The sequence below is a fragment of the Streptomyces chattanoogensis genome (genome assembly GCF_001294335.1).
Taxonomy (GTDB): domain Bacteria; phylum Actinomycetota; class Actinomycetes; order Streptomycetales; family Streptomycetaceae; genus Streptomyces; species Streptomyces chattanoogensis.
In genome coordinates this window covers 210,985-226,580 of sequence record NZ_LGKG01000196.1, presented here as the reverse complement: position 1 = coordinate 226,580, position 15,596 = coordinate 210,985, and the positions used below count along the sequence as shown (strand labels likewise).

The 15,596-nt window shown below is 71.1% G+C and carries 15 protein-coding genes; 11 read left to right on the top strand and 4 right to left on the bottom strand.

The features are described 5' to 3' along the window. Position 1: 1 nt before the first annotated feature. The gene (locus ADL29_RS37530) at positions 2 to 2,536 is read right to left on the bottom strand and encodes a hypothetical protein (protein ID WP_053927952.1); all 2,535 of its coding nucleotides are present in this window, start codon (positions 2,534 to 2,536) and stop codon (positions 2 to 4) included. A gap of 125 nt (positions 2,537 to 2,661) precedes the next feature. Further along, positions 2,662 to 3,090, bottom strand: a complete 429-nt coding sequence (locus ADL29_RS37525; RefSeq protein WP_053927951.1) for an OsmC family protein — start codon at positions 3,088 to 3,090, stop codon at positions 2,662 to 2,664. A 331-nt stretch (positions 3,091 to 3,421) separates the two neighbouring features. On the opposite strand from ADL29_RS37525, the gene ADL29_RS37520 reads away from it, so the two are divergent. Together ADL29_RS37520 and ADL29_RS37515 are read left to right on the top strand one after the other, a co-directional pair. Then, the gene (locus ADL29_RS37520) at positions 3,422 to 3,781 is read left to right on the top strand and encodes a histidine triad nucleotide-binding protein (RefSeq protein WP_053927950.1); all 360 of its coding nucleotides are present in this window, start codon (positions 3,422 to 3,424) and stop codon (positions 3,779 to 3,781) included. Positions 3,782 to 3,787: 6 nt separating this feature from the next. After that, on the top strand, positions 3,788 to 4,693 hold the full coding sequence (locus ADL29_RS37515; RefSeq protein WP_053927949.1) for a ribonuclease Z: 906 nt from the start codon (positions 3,788 to 3,790) through the stop codon (positions 4,691 to 4,693). A 24-nt stretch (positions 4,694 to 4,717) separates the two neighbouring features. Here the strand turns inward: ADL29_RS37515 and ADL29_RS37510 are convergent, their stop codons facing one another. Next, the gene (locus ADL29_RS37510) at positions 4,718 to 5,536 is read right to left on the bottom strand and encodes an HAD family acid phosphatase (RefSeq protein ID WP_053927948.1); all 819 of its coding nucleotides are present in this window, start codon (positions 5,534 to 5,536) and stop codon (positions 4,718 to 4,720) included. A gap of 295 nt (positions 5,537 to 5,831) precedes the next feature. Here ADL29_RS37510 and ADL29_RS37500 point away from each other — a divergent pair, with 295 nt between their 5' ends. Further along, positions 5,832 to 6,917 carry an S-(hydroxymethyl)mycothiol dehydrogenase gene (locus ADL29_RS37500; protein ID WP_053927946.1) on the top strand — a complete coding sequence of 362 codons (1,086 nt, stop codon included), beginning with the start codon at positions 5,832 to 5,834 and terminating at the stop codon, positions 6,915 to 6,917. Beyond that, the gene (locus ADL29_RS37495; RefSeq protein ID WP_053927945.1) at positions 6,917 to 7,546 is read left to right on the top strand and encodes an MBL fold metallo-hydrolase; all 630 of its coding nucleotides are present in this window, start codon (positions 6,917 to 6,919) and stop codon (positions 7,544 to 7,546) included. Before ADL29_RS37500 ends, ADL29_RS37495 begins: the two co-directional genes overlap by 1 nt. 239 nt (positions 7,547 to 7,785) lie before the next feature. Here ADL29_RS37495 and ADL29_RS37490 read toward each other — a convergent pair whose 3' ends face one another. Beyond that, positions 7,786 to 9,114 (bottom strand): family 4 glycosyl hydrolase, encoded by a 1,329-nt coding sequence (locus tag ADL29_RS37490; protein ID WP_053927944.1) that lies wholly within the window; start codon positions 9,112 to 9,114, stop codon positions 7,786 to 7,788. Positions 9,115 to 9,180: 66 nt separating this feature from the next. Between ADL29_RS37490 and ADL29_RS37485 the strand changes: the two genes are divergently transcribed. The 7 genes from ADL29_RS37485 to era all read left to right on the top strand — a co-directional run bounded on the left by ADL29_RS37485 (position 9,181) and on the right by era (position 15,543). Beyond that, positions 9,181 to 10,329 carry a carbohydrate kinase family protein gene (locus ADL29_RS37485; protein ID WP_053927943.1) on the top strand — a complete coding sequence of 383 codons (1,149 nt, stop codon included), beginning with the start codon at positions 9,181 to 9,183 and terminating at the stop codon, positions 10,327 to 10,329. A gap of 183 nt (positions 10,330 to 10,512) precedes the next feature. Beyond that, entirely contained in the window at positions 10,513 to 11,526 is a 1,014-nt protein-coding gene (locus ADL29_RS37480; RefSeq protein WP_053927942.1) for a PhoH family protein, read from the top strand. Between the two features lie 56 nt (positions 11,527 to 11,582). Continuing rightward, positions 11,583 to 12,080 carry an rRNA maturation RNase YbeY gene (gene ybeY / locus ADL29_RS37475; protein ID WP_053927941.1) on the top strand — a complete coding sequence of 166 codons (498 nt, stop codon included), beginning with the start codon at positions 11,583 to 11,585 and terminating at the stop codon, positions 12,078 to 12,080. 12 nt (positions 12,081 to 12,092) lie between these two features. Continuing rightward, positions 12,093 to 13,424: a hemolysin family protein gene (locus tag ADL29_RS37470; protein ID WP_053927940.1), complete on the top strand. Its 1,332-nt coding sequence runs from the start codon at positions 12,093 to 12,095 to the stop codon at positions 13,422 to 13,424. 204 nt (positions 13,425 to 13,628) lie between these two features. After that, the gene (locus ADL29_RS37465) at positions 13,629 to 14,036 is read left to right on the top strand and encodes a hypothetical protein (protein WP_053927939.1); all 408 of its coding nucleotides are present in this window, start codon (positions 13,629 to 13,631) and stop codon (positions 14,034 to 14,036) included. A gap of 153 nt (positions 14,037 to 14,189) precedes the next feature. Continuing rightward, positions 14,190 to 14,555: a cytidine deaminase gene (locus ADL29_RS37460; RefSeq protein WP_053928074.1), complete on the top strand. Its 366-nt coding sequence runs from the start codon at positions 14,190 to 14,192 to the stop codon at positions 14,553 to 14,555. Between the two features lie 49 nt (positions 14,556 to 14,604). Then, positions 14,605 to 15,543: a GTPase Era gene (gene era / locus ADL29_RS37455; protein ID WP_046928088.1), complete on the top strand. Its 939-nt coding sequence runs from the start codon at positions 14,605 to 14,607 to the stop codon at positions 15,541 to 15,543. The last annotated feature ends 53 nt before the right edge of the window (positions 15,544 to 15,596 follow it).

Here is a 15,596-nt window from a genome sequence, read left to right as displayed (position 1 = left end):
CTCACTGCTGTCTGTGCGTCACCGCCCCGGCCGCCATGAGGAGTTCGGGCAGCGTGCCGGCGAACGTCGGCAGCAGCTGGAGCGCCACGGCCCAGGCCTCGACGTCGTCGGCCAGATGCTCCCGGGCCAGGGCCGCGCCGAGCTTCCGCGCCGGCCGCCCGTCGGGTGCGGCCGTGCCGTCGCCGGTGTGACGCCGCAGAAGAGCGAGGGCTTCGCGGGCGGGGGCCGCATGGCTCAGGATGTCGTCGGAGGCGAGCCTGGCGCTCCGGAGGGCGTCGCGGACCCAGCCGGTCTGCCCGTCCCTGTCGCTCTTCCCGTACGTGGGGTCGGTCGCCAGCATCGCCAGGAGCAGTTCGCGGGGGCAGTCGGGGAGTTCCGCCAGCGGGCCGAGCAGGCCGGCGGGGAGCGTCCCGGCATTCTGCGCCGCGACCAGCGCGGACCACGGCGGCTCCAGGCCCTCTTCGAGGAGCTGCCGCAGCTGTTTCCCGGGCCGGCGCGGCGCGTTGGTGAGGAACGCCAGGAGCCGGTCCGGTGTGTCCTCCTCGGCGAGCCGGCCGCGCAGCCGCTCCAGTCCGTCCGGGGCGTCCAGGAGCTTTTCGGTTTGGCGGCGGAGGGTGACCGGGAGGCGGTCCATGGCCAGGATCTCCCGTACGGCGTCGGGGCCGCCGCGCTCCCACACGGCGGCCAGCAGCCGCAGCCGGGTGGCCGGTATGCGGAGCTGCCGTGCGTTCAGGATCGTGCGGGCCACCTCCACCTCACCGGATTCCATGAAGGCCGTCAGCCAGCTGCGGTCCCGGCCGTGGAGCTGTCGCTCCAGGACCGCGAGCAGTTCCCTGGGGACCGGGCGGCCGTCCGCGCTGCCCAGCAGTCCGGCCAGCAGCCTTTCCCGCTCGGGCCGTTCGAGGAGAGGGGTATCGAAGAGGCCGGTGCAGCCGAACAGCAGGGCGTTCACCGCCGGCTCGTCGAGATCCCGGAGGTAGTCCAGCTGTTCGGCCGAGAGGTCGTCGGAGGCGGCCATCGTCACCAGGGCCGGGAGGCCGTGGGCGGCCACCACCGCCTCGCGGACCGCCGGGGACGGCTCACCGTGGATCAGGAAATCCTGCACGCCCCTCGGGTCGAGATACGGGACGACGGCGAGCTGCGCCTCCTCGGAGGCGCACCGGAACATCATCAGGAACGACCGCCGGGAGCTCGGCACGAAGTGCGCGAAGGCCGGTGCCTCCTCCGGCCGCGGCCAGCTGGTGTAGCGCTTCCTGCGGGTGTCCGTCCGCACGGCGTCCTCGATCAGCTCGGCGACGCTGCTGGTGGGGGCGCGCTGCATCCGGGCGTAGCAGGTCAGCCAGTTGACGGGGTTGGTGCCGAGGCGGGCCACCAGGCCGGTGAGCGCTCTGCGGGTCGGTTCGTGGTCGTCCGGCAGATGCCACAGCACGTCGTCCGCGGGGATCGCCTCGGCCAGCAGCCGCTCCACGGGCAGGCGGCCCGCACGGACGCCGTCGCCCAGGGTGCGGCCGTACACGGACGCGGGATACTCCATGGGCTGAGTGAACGCCTCGAAGGGCAGCTCGTCGGCGTACTCGGCGGTCTCCCAGGGCCTCCGCCCGAAGCTCTCCATCACCAGATCGTGGGGGCATCCTTCCCACTGGATCAGCCGGAGGAGCCCGGCGGTCAGTGAGCTCTCCTCCTCCTCGCCCTCCACCAGGCCGACCGGCCGGCGCTCATGCTCGCGCCGTATGAGGCCCCAGTCCAGCCCGGCGGGTCGGGCGGGGAAGCCGCGGCCGGTGTGGAACTCCAGCAGGCTGTCGCCGTAACGGAGCTCCAGCATCGCGCGCAGATGCTCCGGGTCCTCCCACCCGGCGGGCCGGTGCTCCCTGAGGAACGCCTCCGGATCCGGTGCCTCGAGGGTCCTGCGCAGCAGATCCGGCAGCCAGGGATGCCCGGTGTCCAGCTCCGGTACGTCCTCCAGGAGGCCGAGGAAGCGGGAGAACGCCTCCGTGCCCCACAGCGCCTGGAAACGGAGGCAGACGTCCACCACGGCCGGGGGCGGGAGGTGCATCCCGAACTGCGCGAGGGAACCGAGCGTCACCCCGAGGAACCCGCTGGTCAGCACGGCGACGAGCAGCGGGCCCGAGATCACCTCGTGCAGCTCCTGGAACAGTCCGTCGTCCTCGTACCAGCGCGGATCCGAGAGATCGGCGGCCTCCAGAAGCGTCGCCAGCAGGTCCGGTATCACCGCCATCGCGCGCCACTGGTGGCCCGAGTCGTCGCGGTACCACGCATGCCACAGCGCCAGGCCGACCACCGGATCGCCCAGCTCCGCCGCCCCCAGGAGCCACTCCTGGGGATCGATGCCCAGCGCGGCCCGCATCTGCGCCGGATCCGCCCCCAGCAGCTCCTCCGTCATCTCCTCCGGCAGCCCGAACCGGTCGGCGAGGACGGCCGGGAGGTCCGCCTGCAGGCGCTCCGCGAGCCCGTCGGCGGTTTCCGGGTCGGCCAGGCTCAGGGCGAGGCAGAGCGCGGAGCGGGTGCTGTCGGTCATGGGCGGTCCCTTCGCGGAGCAGCGGTACGCCATCGATCGTGGCACGCCCCACTGACAACGCAGCGGTGCGCCGGCCGGCCCCGAGGACCCGCCGGCGCACCGCCGCTCATTCACCTGACCATGCGTCAGACCAGCTGCGCGTCCAGCCGGATGTCCTTGACGCCCGCCAGCGCCTGGCTCACCGGGCAGTTGGCCTTGGCGTCCTGGGCGGCCGCCTGGAAGTCCTCCTCGGACAGGCCGGGGACGCTGGCCCGGACGGTCAGCACGATGGAGGTGATGCCCTCGCCCGGCTGGAAGGTGACATCCGCCTGGGTGTCCAGGGACGCGACGGTGTACCCCTTGCCCGCCAGGCCGTGCGAGAAGGCCATGGAGTAGCAGGAGGAGTGGGCCGCCGCGATCAGCTCCTCCGGGCTGGTGGTGCCGTTCGGCTGCTCCGCGCGGGCGGGCCAGTTCACGTCGTACGTACCGATGTTGGAGGAGGCCAGGGAGACCTGGCCCTTGCCCTCCAGGAGGTTGCCTTCCCAGTGGGTCTTGGCGGTGCGCGTGGTTGCCATGGTGGATAACTCCCGGTTGTGGGCGAAAAGCGGTCTGCCGGGCCAGCTTAGGGCCTGTCCGGCGGATCACGGCCGGGTCCGCGACGCCTGGCACGGCACCTCGCGGCGTGGCCGAAACGTCCTGACAGCTCCGCCATCGGGCCGCGCCTTGCGAGGCACCGCACCGGACGCCGCGGCCTTCCCGGTCCTGATCCGCCGGACAGCCCCTGGTGATCCCCGGGCCCTGCAACCGGGTGATCGGGCCGTTGCCCGGTAGCATCCGAGGCCGTACGCACGGTGCGTACGGCCGGTGCGTACGGCGCATGCGGCGCGACCCGTAAGGAGCTCGCCGGTGGCGGGAGAACCGCAGGCCGACTGCCTGTTCTGCAAGATCGTGGCGAAGGAGGTGCCGGCCACCATCGTCCGCGAGACCGGGACCACCGTCGCCTTCCGCGACATCAACCCCCAGGCCCCGACGCACGTCCTGGTGATCCCCAAGGTGCACTACCCGGACGCCGCGGCACTCGCCGCCGCCGAACCGCAGGTCATCGCCGACATACTGCGCGAGTCCCGCGAGGTCGCCGCCGAGGACAACGTCGAGGACACGGGCTACCGGGTCGTCTTCAACACCGGCTCCGGCGCGGGCCAGACCGTCTTCCACGCCCACCTGCATGTGCTCGGCGGCCGTGGCCTCCAGTGGCCCCCCGGGTAACGAGCCATGTCCGTACGCGAACTCGTCGTCCTCGGCACCGCCAGCCAGGTCCCCACCCGGCACCGCAACCACAACGGCTATCTGCTGCGGTGGGACGGCCAGGGGCTGCTCTTCGACCCCGGTGAGGGCACCCAGCGCCAGATGCTGCGTGCCGGGGTCGCCGCGCACGACCTCAACCGGATCTGCGTCACCCACTTCCACGGCGACCACTCCCTGGGTCTGGCCGGGGTGATCCAGCGGATCAACCTGGACCGGGTGCCGCACCCCGTCACCGCCCACTATCCGGCCAGCGGCCAGCGCTTCTTCGACCGGCTGCGGTACGCCACCGCCTACCGCGAGACGGTCCGGCTCAAGCAGCGCCCGGTGGCCGAGGACGGCGAACTCGACCGGTCGAAGTCGTACGCCCTTCAGGCGCACAAGCTCTCCCACCCGGTCGAGTCGTACGGCTACCGCCTGGTGGAGCCGGACGCCCGCCGGATGCTGCCCGACCGGCTCGCCGAACACGGCATCGCCGGCCCCGACATCGGCCGCCTGCAGCGCACCGGCGAGCTGAACGGCGTACGGCTGGAAGAGGTCAGCGAGCTGCGGCGGGGCCAGAAGTTCGCCTTCGTGATGGACACCCGGCTGTGCGAGGGGGTGTATGCGCTGGCGGCGGACGCGGACATGCTCGTCATCGAGTCGACCTTCCTGGACGAGGACCTCCAACTGGCGGTCGAACACGGCCACCTGACCGCCGGGCAGGCCGCCGGTGTGGCGGTCGAGGCGAACGTGCGCCATCTCGTCCTGACCCACTTCTCGCAGCGCTACGCCGACCCCGAGGAATTCGAGCGGCAGGCACGCGCAGCGGGCTTCACCGGCGAACTCACCATCGCCCAGGACCTGATGCGCGTGCCCCTCCCCAAGAGGCGCTGATCCCCCCGGGGCCCCGGCCTGCGCCTACGGCAGGTAGTACATCGGGTTCGGCAGCTTGAAGGTCCGGTCCCCGGCGCCGCCCTGCAGATCGGTGTACTGGTCCCCGAAGTTGGCCACGATGTTGTAGCCGAGCGACTCGATGTGCTTCCGCGTCCCCGACTTGTACTCGACGGTCGAGCAGTCCGCCCCGCAGGGCAGGTACGGGGGCGGGTTCTCCTTGTTCTTCAGGAAGACGTGGGTACGGTCCAGCGGCACCCCGTAACCGACGTTCTTCAGGTTGCGCACGCTCCACTCGCGCTGCGCCTCCTTGCGGCCGGTGATGAAGAAGACCTCGGCACCCTTGTCGTGCGCCCAGTTGACGAGCCGGTTCATGCCGAAGACCGGGTCCATGTCGGTGGAGGCCAGGTACTTGTCCTGGCTCTCCGGGGTGAAGTGGAAGCCCACCTGAAGCTCGTAGTTGTAGGTGAGCAGGGTGGTGTCGTCCATGTCCAGGACGATGGCGGGCTTGGCCGGCTTGGCGTCGCTGCCGGACTGCGTGGCGGGCTTCGCGAGGGCCCTGGCCAGATAGTGGCGCGCCTTCGCCTCTATGCCGCGGACCTGGCGGGCGTAGTTGCTGTCCGGCGAGGCGTAGTGCTGGCCGTCGGCCGTCACCGTGTCGCCGTAGTAGGCCTTGATCTTGTCCTGCACCTGGGTGAGGTTGGGGATCTCCTTGTCGGTGCGCGGGACCGAGTGCTCGGCGGTCGCCTGGCCCACGCCGAAGAGGGCGGTGCCGGTGACCACTGCGGCGACCGTCGCGGCGCCGAGCCGGGCGCGGCGGGAGAGGGCTGTGCGTATGCGGGGCATGCGCGGCTCCTTAAGGGGGGTGGGGCGTGAGGGGAACTCACGTAGATCTAACAGAGCCGCCAATTCGGTATCTACGCGCGAAGATTCAAAGGATGGTAAAGGCTTATGGGTGAGGGGTTCCGCAGGGCGCGGCGTGCCCGCGACGACGCCGCGGCCGTGCGGACGGCCGGCCCCGACCGGCGCATTCAGGCGGTTCCGCACCGGCGGGCCACCCCGCCCTGCGTACGGTATGGCACCACTCCGTGGCGGTACGTCAGAGTGGTCCCGTACCTGATCTTTGAGAGGGGCTGACCGAATGGCACAGGAAGTGCGTGGCGTCATCGCGCCGGGGAAGAACGAACCGGTCCGGCTGGAGACGGTTCTGGTGCCGGACCCCGGCCCCGGTGAGGCCGTGGTGAAGGTCCAGGCGTGCGGCGTGTGCCACACCGACCTGCACTACAAGCAGGGCGGGATCAGCGACGAGTTCCCGTTTCTGCTGGGGCACGAGGCGGCCGGGGTCGTGGAGTCGGTCGGGGCCGGGGTGACGGATGTCGCGCCGGGGGACTTCGTCATCCTCAACTGGCGTGCGGTGTGCGGAGCGTGCCGGGCCTGTCTGCGCGGCCGCCCGCAGTACTGCTTCGACACACACAACGCGCGGCAGAAGATGACGCTCAAGGACGGGACCGAGCTGAGCCCCGCGCTGGGCATCGGGGCGTTCGCCGACAAGACGCTGGTCGCCGCCGGGCAGTGCACCAAGGTCGACCCCGGGGTCGCACCGGCCGTCGCCGGGCTGCTGGGCTGCGGAGTGATGGCCGGCATCGGCGCGGCCATCAACACCGGAGGCGTGGGGCGCGGCGACTCGGTGGCGGTCATCGGCTGCGGTGGGGTGGGGGACGCCGCCGTCGTGGGCGCGCGGCTGGCGGGCGCGGCCAGGATCATCGCCGTCGACATCGACGACCGGAAGCTGGAGACCGCCCGTTCCATGGGCGCCACCCACACCGTCAACTCCCGCACCGCCGACCCCGTCGAGGCGATCCGCGAACTGACCGGTGGCTTCGGAGCGGATGTGGTCATCGAGGCGGTGGGGCGTCCGGAGACGTACCGGCAGGCCTTCTACGCCCGGGATCTCGCCGGCACCGTCGTCCTGGTGGGCGTCCCCACCCCCGAGATGACCCTGGAGCTTCCCCTGCTGGACGTGTTCGGGCGCGGCGGTGCCCTCAAGTCCTCCTGGTACGGCGACTGCCTGCCCTCCCGCGACTTCCCGATGCTGATCGATCTGCATCAGCAGGGCCGGATCGACCTCGCCGCCTTCGTCACCGAGACGATCGGCATCGAGGACATCGAGGAGGCCTTCGCGCGGATGCAGGCGGGCGATGTCCTTCGCTCGGTGGTGATGCTCTGATGGCGGCCCGTATCGACCACCTCGTCACCTCGGGGACCTTCTCGCTCGACGGCGGCACCTGGGACGTCGACAACAACGTGTGGATCGTGGGCGATGACGTCGAGGCCGTGGTCATCGACGCGGCGCATGACGCCGAGGCCATCCTGGAGGCGCTCGCCGGCCGGACGCTCCGCGCGATCGTGTGCACCCACGCGCACAACGACCACATCGACGCCGCCCCGGCGCTGGCCTCCCGTACCGGCGCGCTGATCCATCTGCACCCCGACGACCTGCCGCTGTGGAAGCAGACCCACCCCGACACCGCCCCGGACGCCTATCTGGCCGACGGCCAGGTGCTGACCATCGCCGGCGTCGACCTGACGGTGCTGCACACCCCGGGGCACGCACCGGGCGCGGTCTGCCTCCACGCGCCGGACCTGGGCACGGTCTTCACCGGCGACACCCTTTTCCGCGGCGGCCCCGGCGCCACCGGACGGTCCTTCTCGCACTTCCCGACGATCATCGACTCGATCCGGGACCGGCTGCTGACCCTGCCGCCGGGGACCGAGGTCCGTACGGGACACGGCGAGTCGACGACCATCGGGGACGAGGCGCCGCATCTGGAGGAGTGGATCGAGGGGGGTCGCTAGGCCGGTCCGCTGCGCTTTGCCTGGGCCCCACGTTGTTGTCTGCGGCGCCGCGGTTGTTTCTCGCCGTTGCGTCTGCGGCGGGCTGGTGCCGCTGCGCGGGGCTGTTCGGCAGCGGTGCCGGGCTTACACGGCTCCGCCGCTACAGCCCGGCACCGCTGCCGACAAACAACCCCCGCCCGCCGCCAGGCGCAACGGCGAGACGACACCGCGGCGCCGCAGACAACAACGTGGGGAGAAACCTAAGGCGCAGCCGAGCCGGCCGCCCGCACCAGGATGCGGGCGGCCACCGTGGGGGAGTCCACCAGGGGATGCAGGGCCAGCGCCCGTAGTGCCGCGTTGCGGTCCTTGAAGGTTGCGGCCTCCACCGCTGCCCGTTCCACCGCCTTGACCTGCAGCATCAGGCCCAACTGGTCCTCGCGCAGCGGGGCGCAGGGCAGCGGGCGGGCGCCCTGGGACGTCACCTCGCACACCGTTTCCACGATCGCGTCCGGCGCCAGCTGAGGCACCGTCGAGCCATTGCGGACGTTGAGGATCAGCCGGGTGCCGCGGTCGTCCGCGAGGGCGTGCATCAGGGCCAGTGCGACCCGGTCGTAGCCGCCGCCCTCCAGGTCGTGACCGTCGCGCTGCCAGCCCCCGCTCGCCTCCCGGCTCTCCGCCATGTACGTCTCCTCGCGCTCGAGCCGGGTCCGCTCCCACAGCTCGTACGCCGCTTCCGGGCCGCCCGCTGCCGCGGCCCGCTCGAAGAAGCCGCCCTGCTGGTGGTCGAGGAATTCGCCGCGGGTTTCGGCCGCCTCCTGTACGGAGCGCAGGGTTTCGCGGCGGAAGTAGTAGTAGTGCAGATACTCGTTGGGGAGCGCGCCCAGGGTGCGCAGCCAGTCGGCGCCGAAGAGGCGGCCCTCCTCGAAGGAGCCCAGCGCGGCCTCGTCGGCGAGCAGCCGCGGCAGCAGCTCGGCGCCGTCGAGCGTCAACGACCGCAGCCAGCCGAGGTGGTTGAGACCGATGTAGTCGTACGCCACCCGGTCCGGGTCCGCGCCGGCCGCACGGGCCGCCCGCCGCACCAGCCCCACAGGTGAATCGCAGATTCCGATGACCCGGTCGCCCAGCACCTGCGACATCGCCTCGGTGACCATGCCCGCCGGGTTGGTGAAGTTGATGACCCAGGCCTGCGGGGCGAGGGCCGCGATCCGTTCGGCGATGCGCAGCGCCACCGGGATGGTCCGCAGCCCGTACAGGACCCCGCCCGCGCCGACCGTCTCCTGGCCCAGCACCCCCTCGGCCAGGGGGATCCGCTCATCGCGTACCCGGCCCGCCGTACCGCCCACCCGGATCGCGGAGAAGATGAAGTCGGCGCCGGTCAGGGCCTTGTCGAGGTCCTGGGCGACGCGTACGGTCACCGGATCGGGACGGCCCTGCGCCAGCCGCGCGAGCACCTCGGCGATCACCGTCACCCGGCGCGCGTCGGTGTCGTACAGGGTCACCTCGGAGACGGAACATGCCGGGTCGTCCAGCAGCGCGCGGTAGACCAGCGGGACACGGAAGCCGCCACCGCCGAGAATCGTGAGCCTCATGAGGCGGAACGTACCGCAGCATCAGGCACACTGGCGGCACCTGCCGACAGGAGAGGGGCGAGCGCGGTGAGCAGTGGCCGACGCGATGTCCAGCCGCCCACGGGCCCGGCCGCCGTGCCGACGGCCCTCGACCCGCTGGCCGGGGTGCGGCGCGCGGGTGATCCGCCCACCGATGTCTATCTGACCGGCACGGTCTTCCTGGACATCATCTTCACCGGCCTGGATTCCGCGCCGGTCCGCGGCACCGAGTCCTGGGCCCGCGGCATGGGCTCCAGCCCCGGCGGCGTCGCCAACATGGCCACCGCGCTGGCCCGGCTGGGGCTGCGCACCTCTCTGGCGGCGGCGTTCGGCGACGACAAGTACGGCGAGTACTGCTGGGAGGCGCTCGAGCAGGGCGAGGGCATCGATCTGTCGATGTCACGCACGGTCCCCGGCTGGCACTCCCCGGTGACGGTCTCCATGGCGTACGAGGGTGAGCGCACGATGGTGTCGCACGGCCATGAGGCGCCGCCGCCCGAGTCCGCCTTCGACGGCGGGCACGCGCCGGGCTGCCCGCCGCCGTCCCGCGCCTGCATCGCCTCGCTGGTCCCCGGCCGGCGGGAGGGCTGGCTGGGCTGCGCGGCCGGCCGCGGCAGCCGGATCTTCGCGGACGTCGGCTGGGACGACAGCGGCCGCTGGGACCCCGCCGACCTCGCCGACCTCGAACACTGCGAGGCCTTCCTGCCCAACGCCGAGGAGGCGATGCGGTACACCCGCACCGACTGCCCGCGCGCGGCGGCCCGCAGGCTGGCCGAACGGGTCCCGCTCGCGGTGGTCACCATGGGCGCGGAGGGCGCCTGCGCCGCGGACGGCCGCACCGGCGAGACCGCCGAGGTCTCCGCCATCGCCGTGGAGGCGCTGGACCCCACCGGTGCCGGAGACGTGTTCGTCGCCGGCTTCGTCACCGGCACGCTGGCCGACTGGCCGCTCACCGACCGGCTGTCCTTCGCGGGGCTGAGCGCCGCGCTGTCCGTGCAGGAATTCGGCGGTTCGCTCGCCGCGCCCGGCTGGGCCGAGATCGCGGCCTGGTGGCAGGGGGTACGGATGTCTGACGGGGCGGCGCCGGCCGCGCTGCGCCGCCGGTACGGGTTCCTGGACGACGTCCTGCCCGCCGCCTACCGGCCCGCCCCGCTGGCCCGCGCCGTCCCCACGCTCGGCTTCCGGCACCCGGCCTGAGCGGGGTGGCGCGGGTCCGTCCCGTCCCCGTCTCTCCGGCCGCAGGAAAAGCCTTCGGCCTTGTCAGTGCCCCGTCGTACTCTTGTATCCCAAGGAGAGTCAGGCCCAAGGCGCCGCGTTCCCAGCAGCGGGCACCTCTGAATGAACAAAGGATGGGGGTTGAGCAGGCTACTGAGCCGGCCCATGACGCAGACACCCATGCAACCGCAGGCGAGTGCCCAGTTCACCGTCCCGGCCAAACACCCGATGGTGACGGTCCTGGGATCCGGAGACTCGCTGCTGCGGGTGATCGAGAAGGCCTTCCCGGCGACCGACATCCATGTCCGGGGCAACGAAGTCAGCGCTGTCGGCGATGCCAGGGAAGTCGCACTGGTCCAGCGCCTGTTCGACGAGATGATGCTGGTGCTCCGCACCGGACAACCGATGACGGAGGACGCAGTGGAACGCTCCATCGCCATGCTGCGCGCGGCGGAGGACGGCGGGGGCGCGGTCAGCGAGACTCCCGCCGAGGTACTCACCCAGAACATCCTCTCCAACCGGGGCCGCACGATCCGCCCCAAGACCCTCAACCAGAAGCGCTATGTCGACGCCATCGACAAGCACACCGTCGTCTTCGGCATCGGCCCGGCCGGCACCGGCAAGACGTATCTGGCGATGGCCAAGGCCGTCCAGGCGCTGCAGGCCAAGCAGGTCAACCGCATCATCCTGACCCGCCCCGCGGTCGAGGCGGGCGAGCGGCTGGGCTTCCTGCCCGGCACCCTCTACGAGAAGATCGACCCGTATCTGCGCCCGCTCTACGACGCGCTGCACGACATGCTCGACCCCGATTCCATCCCGCGGCTGATGGCGGCGGGCACGATCGAGGTGGCGCCGCTGGCGTACATGCGCGGCCGCACCCTCAACGACGCCTTCATCATTCTCGACGAGGCGCAGAACACCAGCGCCGAGCAGATGAAGATGTTCCTCACCCGCCTCGGCTTCGACTCGAAGATCGTCGTCACCGGCGATGTCACCCAGGTCGACCTCCCCGGCGGCACCAAGAGCGGTCTGCGCCAGGTCCGGGAGATCCTGGACGGCGTCGAGGACGTCCATTTCTCCCTGCTCACCAGCAAGGACGTGGTCCGGCACAAGCTGGTCGGCCGTATTGTCGACGCCTACGAGAAGTACGACAGCCGCAACGGCCGCGAGGGCCAGTAGCCACCGGGCCACCGGCGCGGCATCCCAGCACCCGGAAGCGAGACGAAACCCCTCCCATGTCGATCGACGTCAACAACGAGTCCGGAACGGACATCGACGAGCAGGCCGTCCTGGACGTCGCCCGCTATGCCATCGCCCGGATGCGTATCCACCCGCTCTCCGAGCTGTCCGTCATCGTCGTGGACGCCGAGGCCATGGAGCAGCTCCACATGCAGTGGATGGACCTCCCCGGCCCGACCGATGTCATGTCCTTCCCGATGGACGAACTGCGCCCGCCGGCCAAGGACGACGAGGAGCCCCCGCAGGGGCTCCTCGGTGACATCGTGCTGTGCCCCGAGGTCGCCAAGAAGCAGGGCGCCGAGGCCCCGACGGAGCACAGCATGGACGAGGAGCTGCAGCTGCTCACCGTCCACGGCGTGCTCCACCTCCTCGGTTACGACCACGAGGAGCCGGACGAGAAGGCCGAGATGTTCGGCCTCCAGGCGGCGATCATCGACGGCTGGCGGTCCGAGCGGGGCCTGACCGGTCCTTCGCCGGCCCCCACCATCACCTGACCGGACGCCCCGATGACCACCCAGCTGATCGCCGTCGCGGTCCTGCTCGTCGTGATCGCCTGGCTCGCCGCCTGCGCCGAGGCGGGGCTGGCCCGTACGACGAGCTTCCGGGCCGAGGAAGCCGTCCGCTCCGGCCGCCGCGGCAGCGCCAAGCTCGCCGCCGTCGCCGCCGACCCCACCCGCTATCTGAATGTCGCGCTGCTGGTGCGGGTCGGCTGCGAAATGGCCGCCGGCGTCCTCGTCACCTATGCCTGTCTGCGTTCCTTCGACAGGACGTGGCAGGCGCTGACGGTCGCCACCGCGGTGATGGTGCTCGTCTCGTACGTCGCCGTCGGCGTCTCACCGCGCACCATCGGCCGCCAGCACCCGCTCAACACCGCGACCGCCGCCGCCTATGTCCTGCTGCCGCTGGCCCGCATCATGGGCCCCATCCCGCAGCTGCTGATCCTCATCGGCAACGCCCTCACCCCCGGCAAGGGCTTCCGCAAGGGCCCGTTCGCCTCCGAGGCCGAGCTGCGCTCCCTGGTGGACCTGGCCGAGAAGGAGTCACTGATCGAGGACGAGGAGCGCCGGATGGTGCACTCCGTCTTCCAGCTCGGCGACACCCTCGTCCGGGAGGTCATGGTGCCGCGTACGGACCTGGTGTCCGTCGAGCGCTTCAAGACCATCCGCCAGGCGCTGACCCTCGCGCTGCGCTCCGGTTTCTCCCGGATTCCGGTGACCGGCGAAAACGAGGATGACGTCGTCGGCGTGGTCTACCTCAAGGACCTGGCCCGCAAGGTGCACATCAGCCGGGACGCGGAGACCGAGCTGGTGTCGTCGGCGATGCGCCCCGCCGTCTTCGTCCCCGACACCAAGAACGCCGGTGATCTGCTGCGCGAGATGCAGCAGGACCGCAATCACGTCGCCGTGGTGATCGACGAATACGGCGGCACGGCCGGCATCGTCACCATCGAGGACATCCTCGAGGAGATCGTCGGCGAGATCACCGACGAGTACGACCGCGAGCTGCCGCCCGTCGAGGACCTCGGCGACGGCCGCTACCGCGTCACCGCCCGCCTGGACATCGGCGACCTCGGCGAGCTCTACGGCCTGGCCGAGCTGGACGACGAGGATGTCGAGACGGTCGGCGGACTGCTCGCCAAGCTCCTGGGCAAGGTGCCGATCGCCGGCGCCACGGTCGAGGTCGATCTCTCCGACGACGCCTACGGCCCGGAGCTGAAGGCGCTGCGGCTGACCGCCGAGTCCCCGGCCGGCCGCCGCAACAAGATCATTACGGTGCTGTGCGAGCCGGTCCGTGTGTCAGCGGGCGGCGAAGCCGGGGCTCAGCGCTCCGGGAACTGACCCTTCTTTTCCCACCCCTTTCCCCACCCCCCTTTTCCTGCCCCCGCTTCCCCTTCCCCTTCCCTCGTACTGATCCCGAGTTCACTGCAACTTTTCTGCACTCCATGTTTCGGGACGCTGGATTCCGGCCCGATGGCCATGGAAAGATCGCTCGGGTGGTTGGCGATGCCTGCCGGCCACCACAACGAGAGGAAAGTCGGGGGAATGCGTGCGTTCGGTGTCGCGGTGGGTGTGGCCGCCGTGACGGTCCTGCTGTCCGGTTGTTCCGGCAGCTCGGACGGCCCGGACCGTACGGAGGACTCCGCGGGGAGCGGCGCCGGGAGGGTTTCCGTCCGGTTTACCGTGGCCTCGAATCTGCCGCTGAAAATCGCCATGACCGGTATCTCGGGTTCCGCTGGGCACACGCAGGAATTCGCGAATGTCGCGGCGCCCTGGTCCAAGACCGTCATGGTGGAAAAGGGCCGCTATCCGAGTATGGCGGTGGCGCCGGTGAAAGCCGCCGGCAAGGGGGAGGTGAGGTGCGAAATGCGGGTCGACGGGAAGCTGGTCGACGAGGATTCCGGCAAGAGCACCGGCTCCTCCCTCGTTCTGGACTGCGGCGGCGCCGTCTGACGGCCGCCGTCGGCTGAAGAGCGGTTGCCCCGGCACAGGGGAGCGGGGCAACCGCCGTCTTCAGCCCGAACCGGACCCCGCACACCCACCGGAGTCACCAACGGCTCCCGCCCCGGCCCACCCCGCCGAACGGGAATGCATATGCTCGCCCGTATGACCGACTCCGCACCGCTGGACCCCGAAGACCGCAAGATCATCACGCTCGCGCGCTCGGCGCGGGCCCGGAACGGCGTGCCCGAGGGGGCCGCCGTACGGGACGAGACCGGCCGCACCTATGTGGCCGGCACCGTCGCCCTGGACTCGCTGCGGCTCAGCGCGCTGCAGACGGCCGTGGCGATGGCCGTGGCCAGCGGTGCCACCTCCCTGGAGGCCGCGGCCGTGGTCACCGAGGCCGAGCAGGCCGCCGACGCGGACCGGGCGGCGGTACGGGACCTCGGCGGGCCGGAGACGCCGGTGCTGGTGGCGGGCCCGGACGGCACCCTGCGCAGCAGCGTCCCCGCGGGCGGGCCCGGGGCCTGACTCCTGGCGGTGGTCGGCGCGGCCCCGGCGATCAGGGAGAATGGGCGCCATGAGCGTCCGTACAGACTCCTCCGCCCCGCACCGCGCCGGCTTCGCCTGCTTCGTCGGCCGTCCGAACGCGGGTAAGTCCACCCTCACGAACGCTCTGGTCGGCACCAAGGTGGCCATCACCTCCAACCGGCCGCAGACCACCCGCCACACCGTGCGCGGCATCGTGCACCGCCCCGACGCCCAGCTGGTCCTCGTGGACACCCCCGGTCTCCACAAGCCGCGCACCCTCCTCGGCGAACGCCTCAACGACATCGTGCGCACCACCTGGGCCGAGGTCGACGTCATCGGTTTCTGCCTGCCCGCCGACCAGAAGATCGGCCCCGGCGACCGCTATATCGCCACCGAGCTGGCCGGTATCAAGAAGACCCCCAAGGTCGCCATCGTCACCAAGACCGACCTGGTCGACTCCAAGGCGCTGGCCGCCCAGCTGATCGCCATCGACCAGCTCGGCAAGGAGCTGGGGATCGAATGGGCCGAGATCATCCCGGTGTCGGCGGTCGGCGACAAGCAGGTGTCCCTGCTCGCCGACCTTCTGGTCCCCCTCCTCCCCGAGGGCCCGACGCTCTACCCGGAGGGCGATCTCACCGACGAGCCCGAGCAGGTCATGGTCGCCGAGCTGATCCGCGAGGCCGCGCTGGAGGGCGTTCGGGACGAGCTGCCGCACTCCATCGCCGTCGTGGTGGAGGAAATGCTGCCGCGTGAGGACCGCCCGGCCGACAAGCCGCTTCTCGACATCCACGCGAATGTCTATATCGAGCGGCCCAGCCAGAAGGGCATCATCATCGGCCCCAAGGGCAAGCGCCTGAAGGAGGTCGGGACGAAGTCCCGCAAGCACATCGAGGCGCTGCTCGGAACGCCCGTCTTCCTGGATCTGCACGTCAAGGTCGCCAAGGACTGGCAGCGGGATCCCAAGCAGCTGCGCAAGCTCGGGTTCTAGCGCCTGTTAAGGCCTCTGCGGCCTGCTGAGGTCCTGCTGAACCGCCTCCGCCC

Coding starts and splice junctions, on each gene's coding strand:
- ADL29_RS37500 (WP_053927946.1), top strand. CDS start 5,832: ATGGCACAGGAAGTGCGTGGCGTCATCGCGCCGGGGAAGAACGAACCG.
- ADL29_RS37530 (WP_053927952.1), bottom strand. CDS start 2,536: ATGACCGACAGCACCCGCTCCGCGCTCTGCCTCGCCCTGAGCCTGGCC.
- ybeY (WP_053927941.1), top strand. CDS start 11,583: ATGTCGATCGACGTCAACAACGAGTCCGGAACGGACATCGACGAGCAG.
- era (WP_046928088.1), top strand. CDS start 14,605: ATGAGCGTCCGTACAGACTCCTCCGCCCCGCACCGCGCCGGCTTCGCC.
- ADL29_RS37515 (WP_053927949.1), top strand. CDS start 3,788: ATGTCCGTACGCGAACTCGTCGTCCTCGGCACCGCCAGCCAGGTCCCC.
- ADL29_RS37495 (WP_053927945.1), top strand. CDS start 6,917: ATGGCGGCCCGTATCGACCACCTCGTCACCTCGGGGACCTTCTCGCTC.
- ADL29_RS37510 (WP_053927948.1), bottom strand. CDS start 5,536: ATGCCCCGCATACGCACAGCCCTCTCCCGCCGCGCCCGGCTCGGCGCC.
- ADL29_RS37460 (WP_053928074.1), top strand. CDS start 14,190: ATGACCGACTCCGCACCGCTGGACCCCGAAGACCGCAAGATCATCACG.
- ADL29_RS37465 (WP_053927939.1), top strand. CDS start 13,629: ATGCGTGCGTTCGGTGTCGCGGTGGGTGTGGCCGCCGTGACGGTCCTG.
- ADL29_RS37470 (WP_053927940.1), top strand. CDS start 12,093: ATGACCACCCAGCTGATCGCCGTCGCGGTCCTGCTCGTCGTGATCGCC.
- ADL29_RS37490 (WP_053927944.1), bottom strand. CDS start 9,114: ATGAGGCTCACGATTCTCGGCGGTGGCGGCTTCCGTGTCCCGCTGGTC.
- ADL29_RS37480 (WP_053927942.1), top strand. CDS start 10,513: ATGACGCAGACACCCATGCAACCGCAGGCGAGTGCCCAGTTCACCGTC.
- ADL29_RS37525 (WP_053927951.1), bottom strand. CDS start 3,090: ATGGCAACCACGCGCACCGCCAAGACCCACTGGGAAGGCAACCTCCTG.